The organism is Brachybacterium sp. FME24 (assembly GCF_014897705.1).
Classification (GTDB): Bacteria; Actinomycetota; Actinomycetes; order Actinomycetales; family Dermabacteraceae; genus Brachybacterium.
Genome location: NZ_JABUXV010000003.1, coordinates 158,265 through 172,297 on the forward strand (window position 1 = coordinate 158,265; position 14,033 = coordinate 172,297).

At 68.1% G+C, this 14,033-nt stretch carries 13 protein-coding genes and 1 pseudogene; 4 read left to right on the top strand and 10 right to left on the bottom strand.

What is annotated here, in order from left to right; genetic code table 11:
* Position 1 precedes the first annotated feature (1 nt).
* Positions 2-589, bottom strand: coding sequence for a response regulator transcription factor (locus INT51_RS04405; protein ID WP_226831972.1), 588 nt, complete (start codon positions 587-589; stop codon positions 2-4).
* Between the two features lie 32 nt (positions 590-621).
* Positions 622-729: pseudogene (locus INT51_RS22815) on the bottom strand (zinc finger domain-containing protein); the annotation flags it as partial.
* 686 nt (positions 730-1,415) lie between these two features.
* Here INT51_RS22815 and INT51_RS04415 point away from each other — a divergent pair.
* The gene (locus INT51_RS04415; RefSeq protein WP_193103994.1) at positions 1,416-1,976 is read left to right on the top strand and encodes a hypothetical protein; all 561 of its coding nucleotides are present in this window, start codon (positions 1,416-1,418) and stop codon (positions 1,974-1,976) included.
* 305 nt (positions 1,977-2,281) lie between these two features.
* Positions 2,282-2,704 (top strand): hypothetical protein, encoded by a 423-nt coding sequence (locus tag INT51_RS04420; RefSeq protein WP_193103995.1) that lies wholly within the window; start codon positions 2,282-2,284, stop codon positions 2,702-2,704.
* Between the two features lie 811 nt (positions 2,705-3,515).
* Here the strand turns inward: INT51_RS04420 and mutM are convergent.
* The 8 genes from mutM to INT51_RS04460 form a co-directional block, all read right to left on the bottom strand.
* Positions 3,516-4,448, bottom strand: a complete 933-nt coding sequence (gene mutM, locus INT51_RS04425; RefSeq protein ID WP_193103996.1) for a bifunctional DNA-formamidopyrimidine glycosylase/DNA-(apurinic or apyrimidinic site) lyase — start codon at positions 4,446-4,448, stop codon at positions 3,516-3,518.
* A 3-nt stretch (positions 4,449-4,451) separates the two neighbouring features.
* Positions 4,452-5,204 (bottom strand): ribonuclease III, encoded by a 753-nt coding sequence (gene rnc, locus INT51_RS04430; RefSeq protein ID WP_193103997.1) that lies wholly within the window; start codon positions 5,202-5,204, stop codon positions 4,452-4,454.
* A complete protein-coding gene (locus INT51_RS04435) occupies positions 5,204-5,797 on the bottom strand; it encodes a DUF177 domain-containing protein (protein ID WP_193103998.1) in 594 nt (197 codons plus the stop codon). The genes rnc and INT51_RS04435 overlap by 1 nt, the downstream gene beginning before the upstream one ends.
* 57 nt (positions 5,798-5,854) lie before the next feature.
* Positions 5,855-6,346, bottom strand: coding sequence for a pantetheine-phosphate adenylyltransferase (coaD, locus tag INT51_RS04440; RefSeq protein WP_193103999.1), 492 nt, complete (start codon positions 6,344-6,346; stop codon positions 5,855-5,857).
* A 115-nt stretch (positions 6,347-6,461) separates the two neighbouring features.
* Positions 6,462-7,409 carry a CPBP family intramembrane glutamic endopeptidase gene (locus INT51_RS04445; RefSeq protein WP_193104000.1) on the bottom strand — a complete coding sequence of 316 codons (948 nt, stop codon included), beginning with the start codon at positions 7,407-7,409 and terminating at the stop codon, positions 6,462-6,464.
* Positions 7,410-7,523: 114 nt separating this feature from the next.
* Positions 7,524-8,465 (bottom strand): CPBP family intramembrane glutamic endopeptidase, encoded by a 942-nt coding sequence (locus INT51_RS04450; protein WP_193104001.1) that lies wholly within the window; start codon positions 8,463-8,465, stop codon positions 7,524-7,526.
* A 64-nt stretch (positions 8,466-8,529) separates the two neighbouring features.
* Entirely contained in the window at positions 8,530-9,105 is a 576-nt protein-coding gene (locus tag INT51_RS04455; RefSeq protein ID WP_193104002.1) for a small multidrug efflux protein, read from the bottom strand.
* A gap of 103 nt (positions 9,106-9,208) precedes the next feature.
* Positions 9,209-10,225 carry a protein kinase gene (locus INT51_RS04460; RefSeq protein WP_193104003.1) on the bottom strand — a complete coding sequence of 339 codons (1,017 nt, stop codon included), beginning with the start codon at positions 10,223-10,225 and terminating at the stop codon, positions 9,209-9,211.
* Between the two features lie 263 nt (positions 10,226-10,488).
* On the opposite strand from INT51_RS04460, the gene INT51_RS04465 reads away from it, so the two are divergent.
* Both INT51_RS04465 and INT51_RS04470 read left to right on the top strand, forming a co-directional pair.
* Entirely contained in the window at positions 10,489-13,230 is a 2,742-nt protein-coding gene (locus tag INT51_RS04465; protein WP_304502072.1) for a LuxR family transcriptional regulator, read from the top strand.
* A 144-nt stretch (positions 13,231-13,374) separates the two neighbouring features.
* Complete coding sequence (locus INT51_RS04470) at positions 13,375-14,025, top strand: NAD(P)H-binding protein (protein ID WP_193104004.1); 651 nt, start codon at positions 13,375-13,377, stop codon at positions 14,023-14,025.
* Positions 14,026-14,033: the final 8 nt, after the last annotated feature.

The following is a 14,033-nucleotide window of genomic DNA, read 5'->3' on the forward strand; positions in this document are numbered from 1 at the left end:
GTCACTTCCAGCCGGCGCGCCGGCGGGCTGCGACCAGCGCGGCGACCTGGGTGCGGCGCTGCATGCCGAGGGTCTGCAGGATCACGGTGACGCGGTTCTTGACCGTCTTCTCGGCGATGCCGAGCTCCTCGGCGATCTCGCGGTTGGAGTGCCCGTCCCCGATGAGGTCGACGATGCGCTGATCGGAGACCGACAGCTGCGGGCCGTCGGCGGCGCGGTCCGCAGGCCAGATCGTCCTCCCGGCGTGGACGGACCGGATCGCCTCGAGGATCTCCTGGGAACGCGCAGATTTCAGGATCAGCCCGGCAGCGCCCGCCGAGCGCGACTCCCGCAGCGCGGCGTCGTCGTCGAAGCTGGTCAGCACCAGGATCGCCTGATCGGGCTCCAGCGCGCGGGCCGTCTTCATGACGTCGATGCCGGTGCCGTCGGGCAGCTGCAGATCCACCACCAGCACATCGGGGCGGATCGCGGGCAGACGCCGCTGCGACTCGGCGACGGAGGATGCCTCGCCGACCACGCTCAGGCCCTCCTGGGCATCCAGTGCGGTGACGATCCCGCGACGGACCACCTCATGGTCATCGACCAGCATCACGCGGATCGGGTGGTGCTCCTCGGGAGTGCTCACGCGACGTCCTTCCTCGGAGGGGCGATAGGGCGCTGGCATCGGGGGCAGTAATGACTGCTCCGCGCCTGGTGGACAGCTCGCCGCAACACCTTACCGCAACGCGGACAGGGCTCTCCGTCCTTGCCGTGGACCGAGAGGCCGCGGGCGAAGTAGCCCGACTCGCCATGTCAATCATGTTCACATATCACCATTCGAATCGTCAGCCGAATGGCTATTCAAAGAGGGTTGCATCTCAGCGTAGTCCAGCTGGTCCAGCCGGACGTGAGGTGAGACCAGGGTAGCGACCAGCGACCCTCTGCCCGTCCGTCACAGGATCACCCCGACGACACCGCCGGCGATAACCAGGGCAAGCACGCCGAGCGTGATGGCGACGAAGCCCTTATTGGCCAGCCTCGCGAGATGGCTAGTCATCATCGTCAGCCTGATCACCGGGAACAGGACCAGGAGGACACATCCACCGGTGAGGAGGGTGGTGGCGGTCAGACCCGGAAGCAGGTACGCCAAGATTGCCCCGGCGACGTGCAGGGCTGGGACCGGCTCGCCCCGTCCTCAATCGCGAACTGCATGCAGGGCTTCGACCGCCCTCGGTCGATCACCGGCGGATGGACAATCAGGGAGGGGACCTATATCTCGCGGGCCCACGACGACACGGACATCTCGGTCTTCGCACCTAATGCCCAAGACGCAAGTTGCTGAACGGTAACCGAGGGCATATCGTGTGAACCAGGACACTCGCATGCACAAGGGGATGCACATGAGGCACAGATCCATCGCTCGGCACAGTCGCCTGGTGATCGCTCTCGCCACCGGGGCGATCTTGCTCGCGCCGATCGCCACCGCATCCGCGGAAGGCACAGAGGCCCAGGTCGATGTCACGACGATAGGAGCATCGGATTCATCGGGGGACTTCTCGGCGGCGCTCGATCAGTACCTGACGGGTCCCGTCAGTGACTCCAGCGTGCCGAGCTTTGATCGCGATCGGGCACTTGCCGATGGCGCATCCGACGAACTGGTCCAGGCTGGCGATATCTACAACCAGATGGCATCCGCGTATGCATCGGAAAGCGCGAGCGACAGCACAGACGGCATGACCACGATGAAGCTGTCTCTGCCGGTTTGGGGAAACTGGTGCGGGCCAGGGTACGGGGGCGGATCCGCCGTGGACCTCCTCGACAGAGCGTGCCGCACCCACGACAAGTGCTATGCCAGCAACGGGTACTTCAACTGCAGCTGCGACCGAAGCCTGATCTCAGCGATAAAGCGCGACTACAACCGAATGCACACGACAGAGAAGATCGCCTCCACCGCCGTAAAGGCATACTTCTCTGCACAAATCAAGGTGAAGTGCTGAGCCGATGTCCACCGAAGCAGTCCATTCAAAGCCGCCGCTTTCAGGCACGACGATCAATCTACTGATCTTCGTTGCGTCGCTCATAATATGCGTGATCGCGCCACTCATGAACAGCGGGGTCTACTTAATTGTGCCATTACTGGGAGTAGCTTCCTTAATTGTGTCGTTCACGAAGCGCTCTTGGTGGACTATTCCGCTCGGCATAGTAGAGATTATCTCCCCAGGCATTCTGTACTTTATCGTTGACTACATCCTGTGGCACTCATGAGCTGCACCAACAGGGAACATAACAAGGGGTTCGCACCATGAGCACCAGACGCATTATGTCGACATCCGTTGCCGCGATTGCACTTAGTGTCGGCATCTTTGCAGGATCGTCAGCAGCATGGGCGAACGAGGAGCCCGCTCCAAGCGAAGGCGCAGAAGACGCCGTTATTGCTCCTATGAAAAAGACTGATATTGATCCACGCGTCATCAAGACTGTCTCGTCAAAAGGATGCACCGCAAAGATTATCGAGTTTAAGGCGCGCAATTCGGCAGGTGGTGGATTGACCACTTATCACCGGTCGACGATCTCGTGCGGGAAGATCTCCGGTGGAACGGAAGCGCGAGCTCATCTCGATTGCATCGCTTCCTTTGACCGGTACACGAGTTGGGCACGATCCGGGGAGACCTGGGAGTCCGGTGCGTGCAAGAAGTCCAGAGGCGTGAGCATCCAGGTCAGATGATCTGCGACTGCGCAGTAGGCACACGCTTAGTCGCCTGCAGGGCCTCCCGGACGGCCCAAGCACGCAGGAAAGCCAAGGCAGCGGACCCGAGCGGCTCTCAGCAGTCCATAGTGTCGATCACGTCTTGGCGGTACTCGTCGAGGTCGAAGACGACCTGATCCCCAATACTCGTCGCCGATTAAGAATGCATCGTTCTCTTCGTCATCGATCTTGGTGCGCGCTGCGATCCGTTCAAACACCCTAGCGGTGTCCGCCATGAGTTCTTCTCAACCGACGCTGCAGAGTGGACATCTCCTGTGTCAAGGACGGATTCCGTCGGATCTTGATGCCCGCCGACACGGCCCCACCAGAGGATTCACCCGCAGATCGCTGAGGAGGGCTACCGCGCGCTACTCAAAAGCGCCTTTGGCCTGAAGACAACATGCTTCGGAACCTACAGCTCCACACGCCGGGAAGACACTGTCTCTGGACAGCGACTACGTCTCGCTGCGGATCTTCGTGATGCGCAGGTGGGCGGCAATAGCCTCAGTAGACAGCCAGGGCCCAGCCATATCGCCGCACCTTCTGGGTCCGGTGCGCGCCCCGCACACCACGAACTTTCTCACAACGGTGAAACCGCCCCGGTGCCCACGGCGTGCTGGTCGACCCGGTCATAACCGGTGCGGGCCGGCGGGACGCGCTTCGAACCGCTGTACGTCAATGTCGCTGAATCTAGGAAGTGAGCTTTTCACCGCTATGCATTCACGTACACCTTGTCGAAGCCTCACCTCCGCGACATTGCCGCCGCGGCGAGTCCCGAGCGCGCACAGATTCAGCGTTTCCGCTGGCAGGACGGGCAGAAGTGGCTCGATCGGTTCTGGTGCAGCACGCGCCGGATCGGCGTCCCGCACCGCGGGCAGGGCTCCCCCTCGCGACCGTAGGCACTGAGCGAGCGGGCGAAGTAGCCGCTGCGGCCGTCCACATTCACGTACAGGGCATCGAAGCTCGTGCCGCCTTGGGCCAGTGCCCGCTCCATGACCTCCCGCGCCGCGCGCAGGATCATCAGGGCGCGGCGCTGGCTGAGGGCGGTACCGGAGGTGTCGAAGCGGGTGCGGGCCGCCCACAGTGCCTCATCGGCGTAGATGTTCCCGATGCCGCTGACTACGTTCTGGGACAGCAACAGGGACTTCACCCCGGCGCGGCGAGTGCGCAGGGTGCGGGCGATCGTCGGGAGGTCCGCTGCGGGGTCCAGGAGGTCGCGGGCGATGCCGGCGGCGTCGTGCGGGAGCAGCGCGTCCGGGCTGCCGATCCCCGCCAAGGCGCCGTCCGTGACGGGTTCCAACGGGCTGGTCCAGAGCCCGCCGAAGAGCCGCTGGTCGATGAGGTCGATCGCGGCGCCGTTGTCGAGGTGGAGGGTCAGGCGGCGGTGGCGCAGGGGATCCGACGCCGGGCCCTGCGAGGGTGCGGGCTCGTGGATCGGCCCCGGTACGCGTACGCGCAGCTGGCCGCTCATGCCGAGGTGGCCCATCAGGGCCTCCCCGGTGTCTGCGCCGCCCTCGTCGGCCAGACGCCACCACAGGAACTTGCCGCGGCGCACCACGGCGCTCAGCCGGGTCCCGAGCAGGGCGCCGCGCAGGCGGTCCGCTCCCCCGCTCTGACGGCGGATGATCCGGGCATCGAGCACCTCGACGGCCTCCACCGTGCGGCCGACGGTGCGGGGCGCGAGGCCTCGCCGCACGACCTCGACCTCCGGCAGCTCGGGCACGACTCAGCCCCGAGGGATGAGCGTCTCGCCGCGCTCGGCGAGGACGGTGCGCACCGCGCTCTGGGCCGCGGCGAGCTCGGCATCCTTCTTCGAGGCACCCTCTCCGCTCGCGGTGACCACGCCTTCGACGCTCACGGTCGCGGTGAAGACCTTCTGGTGCTCGAGCCCGTCCTCGGAGATCTGGTACGCGGGGCTCAGCCCGGAGGCGGCCGCGATCTCCTGCAGGCGGGACTTGAAGTCGTAACTGGACTCGAGGAACTCGTCGGAATCCAGCAGGGGCCGCATCAGGTCGAGCACGAACCGACGCGAGACGCTCTGCCCGAGCGCGAGGTGCACGGCGCCGATGACGGCCTCCGTGGTGTCGGCGAGGATGGAGGCCTTGGCACGGCCGCCGGTGAGGTCCTCGCCCCGGCCGAGCTTCACGTACGCACCCAGGTCCACCTTGGAGGCGATCACGGCGAGCGCACGGGTGCTCACGGTCGCCGCGCGGCGCCGGGCCAGGTCACCTTCGGGCAGCGTGGGGTGGGTGGCGTAGAGCTGCTCGGTCACGGCGAGCTGCAGCACGGCGTCACCGAGGAACTCCAGGCGCTCGTTGTGGGGGATCTCGTCGTGCTCGTAGGAGTACGAGCGATGGGTCAGGGCGAGATCGAGCAGCTCGGAGGCCTGCAGATCGGCCGCCTGCGCAGCGTCCAGCGGGAGCCCGTCGAGGAGCTTCTGCGGGTCGGCGGCCTCGGTCGAACGGCGCCTGCGCGCCATCAGCGGTCCTCGCTCTTGCTCTCGGGTCCGCCCTCGGATCCGTCCTCCTCGAACAGACCCTGCAGAGCGGCGAAGCGGTCGTCGAGGACCTCGTGGTGGTGCTCGGGATCGTCCTCCATGCGGAAGCCGCACTGGGCGCACAGCCCCGGGCAGTCCTCGCGGCACAGGGGGCGCTCGTCGGCCTCCATGGCGAGTGCGTCGCGCACCAGCGGGCCGAGGTTGACGTCGTCGCCCTCGAGCATCACGGTGTCCTCGCGCTCGTCGGCCTTGACCTTCTCGGGGTACATGAACAGCTCGTCGAGGCGGGCGGTGACGTCCTGCTCGAGCGGGTCGAGGCAGCGGGAGCACTCGCCCTCGAGGTGGGCGGTCACGGTGCCGTGCACGTAGACGCCCTCGACGACCGATTCGAGTTCGGCCTGCACGACGAGGTCCTGACCCTCGGGGGCCTGCATCGCGGCGCCGCCGACCTCGCGGGCGGTGGCGGCGATGGTGCGCTCGACATGACGATGCGAGCCGGTGCGGCCGACGAGGTCGACCGCCTCGAAGAGCAGGTCCTTGTCGAGCGGCGAGACGGAAGCGGTGTCGGAAGACATGGCGTGGCGGTCCTGTTCGGGTCGACGGATGTGATGCGCGGTGGCCTGGGGGACCACTCAGGATACGGGCGAAGCCCTCCGGAGCGCGTCCAGGGACGGCCCGGGCAGCATGTCGGAGACGTCACCTCCGAGACCATGGACCTCCCGGACCAGGCTCGAGGAGATGTGGGAGCTGGCGGAGTCGGTGAGCAGGAAGATCGTGTCGATCCTCGCGAGGTGCCGATTCATGCGCGCCATCGGCTCCTCATAGGCGAGGTCCAGCTGCGAGCGCAGTCCGCGCACGACGGCCCCGGCTCCGATCTCCCGGCAGAAATCGACCAGAAGGCCCTTGGGCAGGGTGCGCACCTCGACGGTGGCGGTCAGGCCCTCGTCCTCGACGCTGGCGGAGATCGCCGCCTTCCGAGTCTCCAGATCGAGCATCCCCTGCTTCGACGGGTTATGGGAGACGGCGATGATCACCTGGTGGCCGAGCGCGGCGGCCCGGCGGGTGAGATCGAGGTGGCCCAGTGTGAAGGGGTCGAACGAGCCGGGAAGGACGACAGTGCTCATGGCGCCACTGTAGTAGGTGCGGGAGAGGACGTCGTCGTCACCGGGACGGGGGTGAGCACTCGGGTCCCGAGCGCTCACCCCCGCCTGGGGATGTCCTGCCCTCCGATGCCTCCCGTCACACCGTGATGGGCTTCCCGGCTCTGCCTTCCTCGACGCTCGACCCGACGGCGCTCGGTGTCCGCGCCGGCCCGGTGCGCCGGGTCAGCATCCAGACCACCACGGTCGCGAGGACGACGACGATGGCAGGCCCGAGAATCGACAGCACGTCCCCGACCCCCGACGCGCGATCCGCCAGGACGGAGAAGTCCTGGCGCAGTGCAGCTTCGATCACGAACGTCAGCGTGTTGAGTCCGGCGTGCAGGACGATCGCGACCTCGAGGCCGCCGGTGCGCCAGGCGATCAACGCGGTCCCGATGGCGAATACGAAATACCAGACGTTCAACCACATGTCGGTCGAGAAGTGGATGACCGCGAAGACCGCACTCGAGACCAGGATGCCGACGATGAGGCCCGCCCGCGGTCCGCGCGCCCATCCTCCGGCGACACGGAAGACCAGACCGCGGTATCCGTACTCCTCGCCCGCGGCCTGCAGCGGGGTGAGCAGCAGTGAGGCGAGGATGAACCAGAGCACGTCCGTGTTCGGCCAGGTGGTGCCCTCCGGCAGCGGCGCTGAGTAGGAAACGGCCAGGTAGACGATCCACGTCGGAAGGATGAGAACGAACGCTCGCCCGAAGACGTCGAACCGGAAGCGCGAGATCACCGAGTGCAGCGATGGCCCCTTCACCCCGTAGAGCCAGCGCTGGATGAGCATGCTCCACGGAATGAGGAACCCGACGGATGCCAGGCCGGCGGCGTGGATCAGAGGCGAGTACTCCGGACCGCCGTCGGTGCCGATCGCGCCATCCAGTGCTGTCGCAGCGGCGACGACGACGATGCTGATGAGCAGCAGGCCGCCGAGAAGGAGCGCGATCGCGAGGATGCCGCGAACGATGCGTCGGTCCTCCCCGGCGAGCACGCGGTGATACTCGACCCCGGGGGTGATGGTGTGAGTGCGGGAGTTCATGGTGCGTGTTCCTTTCGGATCAGGCTGGGAAGAGCAGGACCCACCGGCGTGGGGTTCCACCGCCTACGAGGATCGCCGAGGTGCACTGGGCCCGAGTGGCGAGCGGACGGGCCGTCACACCGTGATGGGCTTCCCGGCTCGGCCTTCCTCGACGCTCGAGCCGGCGGTGCTCGGTGTCCGCGCCGGCCCGGTGCGCCGGGTCAGCATCCAGACCACCACGGTCGTGAGGACGATGACCACGGCGGGCAGCAGCGTCGTCCATGTCCCGACGCCCGCCGAGCGGTCGTAGGCGGCCGTCACGTCGACGTGCAGCGCAGTGTCGAAGAGGAAGCCCAGCGTGTTGAACCCCGCGTGCAGCACCACTGCGATCTCGATACCGCCGGTGCGCCAGGTGATCAGCGCGATCCCCACGGCGAAGAAGAGGTAGTTGAGGTTCAGCAGCAGGTCGGTCGAGAAGTGGACGAGACCGAACAGCACGCTCGAGACCACGATGCCGACCACCAGGCCCGCCCGTGCCCGCCGCGTCCACCCGCCGGCGACGCGGAGGATCAACCCACGGAATCCGTACTCCTCGCCGGCGCCCTGGAGCGGGGTGAGCAGCAGCGTGGCAAGGAGGAACCAGACCACATCCGTGTGGCTCCAGGTGGTCTCCGGCAGCGGGGACCAGTACAGGATGACTGTGACGAGGGCCCACGCGGGGATGATGAGAACCAGCGCTCGCCCGAAGATGTCGAACCGGAAGCGCGAGATCACCGAGTGCAGCGATGCGCCCTTCACCCCGTAGAGCCAGCGCTGGATGAGCATGCTCCACGGGATGAGCAGCGCGACGGAGGCCAGGCCCGCCGCGTGGAACAGAGGGGTGTATGCCGCGCGGCCGTCGGCGCCGGTCACGGGTTCCACCAGCGACACCGCGACGGTGAACAGGACGTTGAAGAACAGCATCCCGCCGATCAGGAGCACGATCGCGAGGATGCCGCGAACGATGCGACGGTCCTCCCCGGCGAGCACGCGGTGATACTCGACCCCGGGGGCGATGGTGTGGGTGCGGGAGTTCATGGTGAATGTTCCTTGAGGGTCGGAGTCAGAAGGGGTCGGGCGAAGGAGTGGGAGGGCGTAGGGCTCACGACACTCCGACGACGAGGGTGAGCGCGGCCCACGCCGAGACGGTGGCGATCGTCGTCCACAGGACGATCGCGATGGCCTGCCAGAGCAGCACCCACCGGCGCGGGGTTCCTCCGCCCACGAGGATCGCCGAGGTGAACTGGGCGGGTATGGCGAGCGGACCGAGGATGCTCGCTCCGGGGACGCCGAAGCGGACCACCCATCGCTTGAAGCGCTGGCGTCCCTTGGAGTCCGGTTTCGTGGCCGCCGGCTCCGGGATCGCCTCCTGAGCGACGCTCGATCCCGCTCCTGCGCCGGCGCCCACTGCGACCGGGCTGCGCCGTCGATCGACGACAGCCGTCCTGGCGCGTGAGGAGACCGCGACGACCACCAGCACGCTCAGGAAGTTCCCGACGGCCGCTGCGACGCCCGCGATGAGGGGGTGAAGGCCACCGGCGATCCCGATGATCGCCGCTCCCTCCCCATCGACGAACGGAATCGCGCCCGCGAGCAGGATGATGAACGGCTGGAGGATCTCGGGCACGTGGGCGACGAGCTCCTGGAAGCTGCCGATGAGCTGCTCGATGGGATTCATGTTCGGCCTTTCCTCTCTTGTCCTCTCAGGTGGGGTACCACGCGACCGCGTCGCACGATCGGCGTGCTGTTCTCCGCGGCGACACTGATGTATCCCATGGTCTTCACGTCCTGTGGTGAGTTCGGTGCGAACCATTCGCCCGGGCGAATCGTGCGGTGGCGTTCTTCGCGTCACGGTCGAATCGACGAGGCGATCGACCCGGCCGCGAGACGGCGACGTCCGTCGTCGTGGTGTGCCGGGTAGGAGGGATCGGCACCTGGTCATCCGCCGGGCCCTGCGCTGCGGTCAGGAGCGCTTCCCGGAAGGATCGAGCGCTCTGGAACCTGTCCTCCCGGTCCTTGGCGAGCGCCGTGAGGAGCACCGCATCGAGCGCTGGGGAGACCTCGGTGCGGTAGGTGCTGGCCCGCGGGGTGTCCCCGTGCATCTGCGCGTAGGCGACGGCGACCGGATCCTCGCCGATGAAGGGCGGCCGTCCGGTCAGCAGCTCGTAGAGCAGGCACCCCGCGGAGTACAGGTCGCTCCTGGCGTCGACGGGATCACCGCGTACCCGTTCGGGAGAGAGGTATTCAGCAGTGCCGAAGATCGTTCCGGTCCGGGTTAGCGTGGCAGCGGGATCACTCTCGACCTGCGCAATCCCGAAGTCCACGACCTTGATCCTGCCGTCGGTCGTGACCATGACGTTGGCAGGCTTGATATCGCGATGGACGACGCCTGCGCGATGACTGGACTCGAGCGCCGACAGGATCCTGGCCTGGTACCGGATCGACTCCTCGAGCGTGAGCGCGCCCTCGCGCAGGCGGGCCAGCAGTGACTGGCCGGCGACGTACTCCATCACGATGAACGGGACGCCCGGCTCCTCCGCCCGGCTGCCTCCGACGGGCCCCTGACCGACGTCGTACACGGAGACGATGCCGGGATGGTTGAGGCCGGCGACGGCCTGCGCTTCCTCCCGGAACCTGGATCGGAACAGCGGATCCCGGGCCAGCTCGCTGTGAAGCACCTTGACCGCGACCCAGCGCTCGAGGTGGATGTCGCGAGCCAGGTGGACGACGGCCGTGGCCCCGCGGCCCAGGACATCGTGCAGTACGTAGCGTCTGCCCAGCACGCGATCCGTGCCCATGAGGTCTCCTTGCTTTCCACTGGTCCGTGCGTTGGTCCGTGCGTTCCCGGACGGCGGTCGGGTGCCACGCTGTCGCGACGTGGTCAGCCTCGCACCGGCCGCCGAGCCCTCGCGTCGGTGGCAACCACGTAGTTCGTCACCACCCGAGGCCACCGAGCACTTCGGGGTCGACCGGAGAGGATCCGCGGCTATCGCGTTCCGCATCAGGGACGACTACGGTGGCGACTACTTACTTTTTGGACTCCTGACAGGAGCGTGATCTGGTGGACCTCGTGGGCCGGCGCTCCGAGCACGACGTGATCGAGAAGCTCCTCGCCCTGGCACGGACGGGACACAGCGGAGCGTTGGTCGTGCGCGGGGAAGCCGGTATCGGGAAGACGGCAGTGCTCGAACACGCACAGAGCAGGGCGGGCCTCTCTGCGTTCCGCGTGGAGTCCTCGGCCGGCGTCGAGTCCGAGGCGCAGTTCGCGTTCGCCGGGCTGCACCAGCTGTGCGCTCCCCTGCTGGATCGCACTCATTCCCTGCCCGAGCCGCAGCAGGCCGCGCTCGGAGTGGCGTTCGGACTCCACGGTGGCGCCGCACCGGACCGGTTCCTGGTCGGGCTGGCCATCCTGAACCTGATGGCCGAAGTCGCCGACGAGGTGCCTCTGCTGTGCCTCGTCGACGACGCACAGTGGCTGGACGAAGCATCGGCGCAGGTCCTGGCCTTCGTGGCCCGGCGGGTGGGGGCCGAGAAGCTGGCCCTCGTGTTCGGCGTGCGCGACTCCGATGACGGCGATCGCCTTCCGCTGACCGGATTGCCGGAGCTGCGCCTGGAGCGGCTCGGCGATTCCGATGCCCGTGCACTGCTCCGGGCGGCGGTGCGCACACCGCTGGACGAGGGGGTGCGCGAACGGATCCTCGCCGAAGCGGGCGGCAACCCGTTGGCGCTGCTGGAGCTGCCTCGCAGCATGCAGCCGACACGCTCGGCCGGCGGGTTCGAGCTGCCCGACGCGCTGAGCGTCCCGCATCGCGTGGAGGAGAGCTTCCGGCGCCGTTCAGTCAGCCTGCCTCCGCAGACGCAGCTGCTGCTTCTGCTCGCCGCGTCCGAGCCGACAGGCGACTCAGCGCTGCTGTGGCGCGCGAGCGTGCACCTGGACCTCGCTCCCGAGGCTGCGACGCCCGCGGAGGATGCCGGGCTGCTGGAGATCGGTGTCCGGGTACGATTCCGCCACCCGCTGGTGCGGTCGGCGGTGTACCGGGCGGCCATGCCATCGGACCGTCGCCGCGTCCACGGCGCCCTGGCGGAGGCGAGCGACCCGCAGGCCGACCCGGATCGTCGTGCGTGGTACTGCGCGCAGGCGGTGCTCGGGGCGGACGAAGACGTCGCCGCGGGGTTGGAGCACTCGGCGGAGCGGGCGCGCGCCCGTGGGGGCGTGGCCGCCGCGGCCGCTTTCCTGCAGCGCGCCGCCGAGCTGTCTCCGGAGCCTGCCGTGCGGGCGAGGCGGGCACTGGAGGCCGCCTACGCCAAGTACGAGGCCGGTGCATTCGACGCCGCCCTGGACCTCCTGGCCGTCGCGGCCACGGGGCCGATGGACGCCCTGCCACGCGCCCGTCTCGAACTGCTCCGCGCCCAGATCGCATTCCACCTGACACGAGGCGGCGATATACCCGGGATGCTGCTCGACGCCGCCAAGACACTCGCCCCGCTGAACCCGTCGCTGTCCCGCGAAACCTCCCTGCACGCGCTCGATGCCGCGATCCACGCCGGTCACCTCGCCCGCGGCTGCGGGTTGCCCGAGGCGGCCGAGGCCGCCGTCGACGCACCCCCGTCGCCGACGCCGCCCCGACCGGTCGATCTGCTCCTGGACGGTCTGGCCGCGAGATTCACGCAAGGGTTCGAGGCGAGCGTTCCTACCCTGCAGCGGTCACTGGCGACACTTCTCCACCACGAGTCCCGTGTGGAGGACGACGACCGCCGTTGGCTGTGGCTGGCCTCCCATGTCGCGTCGATGCTGTGGGATGACGAGGCCCTCTACACACTGGCCACCAGCGCCGTCCGCCTCGCCCGCGACGCCGGATCGCTGTCCACACTCCCCGCCGCGCTCAACGCCGTCGCCTCGATACTGGTGCTCACCGGTGAACTCACCCATGCCACTGAGCTGGCCGCCGAAGAGGCCGCGATCACGCAGGCGATCGGGGCCCCGCCGCTGCCGAATGCCCGGCTCATGCTGGCTGCCTGGCGTGGCCGCCAGCCCGAAACGCTGGACCTGTACGGCACTATGGTCAACGAGGCGACGGAACGTGGTGAGGGCGCGACGGTCAGCCTGGCCCAGGCCACGCTGGCAGTGCTGCACAACGGCTTGGGCAACTACGGCGACGCCCTCGCCGCCGCGAGACCACCGTGCGAGCACGACGACCTGGCGTACAGCAGCCTTGCCCTTCCCGAGCTCGTCGAAGCTGCAGCCCGCGCTGGTGAGCCGGAGCAAGCAGCGGCCGCGCTGGAGCGTCTCAGTTCCCGGGCCCGCGCCAGCGGGACGGACTTCGCGCTGGGGCTGGCTGCGCGCTCGCGAGCATTGACCACTCCTGGTCCTGCTGCCGAGGAGCACTACCGCGAGGCGATCGTGCGTCTGACGAACTGCCGGTGGGCCGTCTTCCTCGCCCGCACCCATCTGGTCTACGGCGAGTGGCTGCGCCGCGAGGGCCGCCGCCAGGATGCCCGGGAGCAGCTCCGCACCGCTCACCGGCTGCTGTCGACCATGGGCATCGAGGCGTTCGCCGCCCGCGCCGCCCGCGAGCTCCGAGCGACGGGCGAGCACCCCCGCGCCCGAACAGCCCAGCCCACCGATGAGCTCACCACCCAGGAGCTGCACGTCGCACGGCTGGTGGTCACCGGAGCAACCTCCCGTGAGGTCGCCGCGCAGCTGTTCCTCAGTCCGCGGACCGTCGAGGCCCACTTGCGCAACATCTTCCGCAAGCTCGGCATCACCTCGCGCCGCGAGCTCAAAGCGCTCCCCCTGCCCTGACCGGGCGGCGGCGGGCCGGCCGAAGATCGGTGGGTTCTACCGACGCGACGGCCAGGCCGCGCGGACCAGCCTGGCATCATGCATGAGCGGTCTCGCACTCACTCCTCTCGAGCAGCGCGGCCGTCCACGAACCGGAGAGAAGGAATGAAGGTCTTCATCATCGGCGTCAGCGGGGCGATCGGGTCTCTGCTGGCGGGGAACCTGATCGACCGCGGCGACGAGGTCGCCGGACTCGTACGTCGCCACGATCAGCGCACGGAACTCTCCGCCCGGGGCATCGAGGTCGACGTGGCTGAGCTCGCAGACCTGACTGCTGACTCGTTGGTTCCCCTGCTCACCGGGGCGGACGCGGTCGTCTACACCGCCGGGTCGAACGGCGGCACGAGGGAGGTCACGGCCGCCATCGATGGCGAGGGGGTGGTGACAGCCCTGGAGGCGGCCGGCCTCGCCGGCGTGAGCCGCTTCGTGCTGGTGTCCGTGCTCCCCGAGGCCGGGCGCGGGCACGACCTCGGCGAGGAGGTGGAGTTCTACTTCGCGGTGAAGAAGCTGGTCGACGTCACGGTCAGCATGAGCGACCTGGACTGGCTGATCCTGCGGCCGTCCCTGCTGGTGGACCGCGACGGGATCGGGACGATCTCGCTCGGTCCGGCGCAGCCCCACGACGAGATCGCACGTCAGGACGTGGCCGCCACGTTGGCGGAGCTGCTCCACGAGCCTCGGATCCACCAGCGGATCCTCGAGCTCACCCAGGGTTCGACCCCGATCGCTCGGGCGGTGCTGGCGAACGTTCCGTGACCGGCTCC

Bases quoted from the DNA above. Each gene is read 5' to 3' on its own strand.
- INT51_RS04405 (WP_226831972.1), bottom strand. From the start codon at position 589: ATGCTGGTCGATGACCATGAGGTGGTCCGTCGCGGGATCGTCACCGCA.
- INT51_RS04420 (WP_193103995.1), top strand. From the start codon at position 2,282: ATGAGCACCAGACGCATTATGTCGACATCCGTTGCCGCGATTGCACTT.
- rnc (WP_193103997.1), bottom strand. From the start codon at position 5,204: ATGGCGCGCAGGCGCCGTTCGACCGAGGCCGCCGACCCGCAGAAGCTC.
- INT51_RS04435 (WP_193103998.1), bottom strand. From the start codon at position 5,797: ATGTCTTCCGACACCGCTTCCGTCTCGCCGCTCGACAAGGACCTGCTC.
- coaD (WP_193103999.1), bottom strand. From the start codon at position 6,346: ATGAGCACTGTCGTCCTTCCCGGCTCGTTCGACCCCTTCACACTGGGC.
- INT51_RS04445 (WP_193104000.1), bottom strand. From the start codon at position 7,409: ATGAACTCCCGCACTCACACCATCACCCCCGGGGTCGAGTATCACCGC.
- INT51_RS04450 (WP_193104001.1), bottom strand. From the start codon at position 8,465: ATGAACTCCCGCACCCACACCATCGCCCCCGGGGTCGAGTATCACCGC.
- INT51_RS04455 (WP_193104002.1), bottom strand. From the start codon at position 9,105: ATGAATCCCATCGAGCAGCTCATCGGCAGCTTCCAGGAGCTCGTCGCC.
- INT51_RS04460 (WP_193104003.1), bottom strand. From the start codon at position 10,225: ATGGGCACGGATCGCGTGCTGGGCAGACGCTACGTACTGCACGATGTC.
- INT51_RS04470 (WP_193104004.1), top strand. From the start codon at position 13,375: ATGAAGGTCTTCATCATCGGCGTCAGCGGGGCGATCGGGTCTCTGCTG.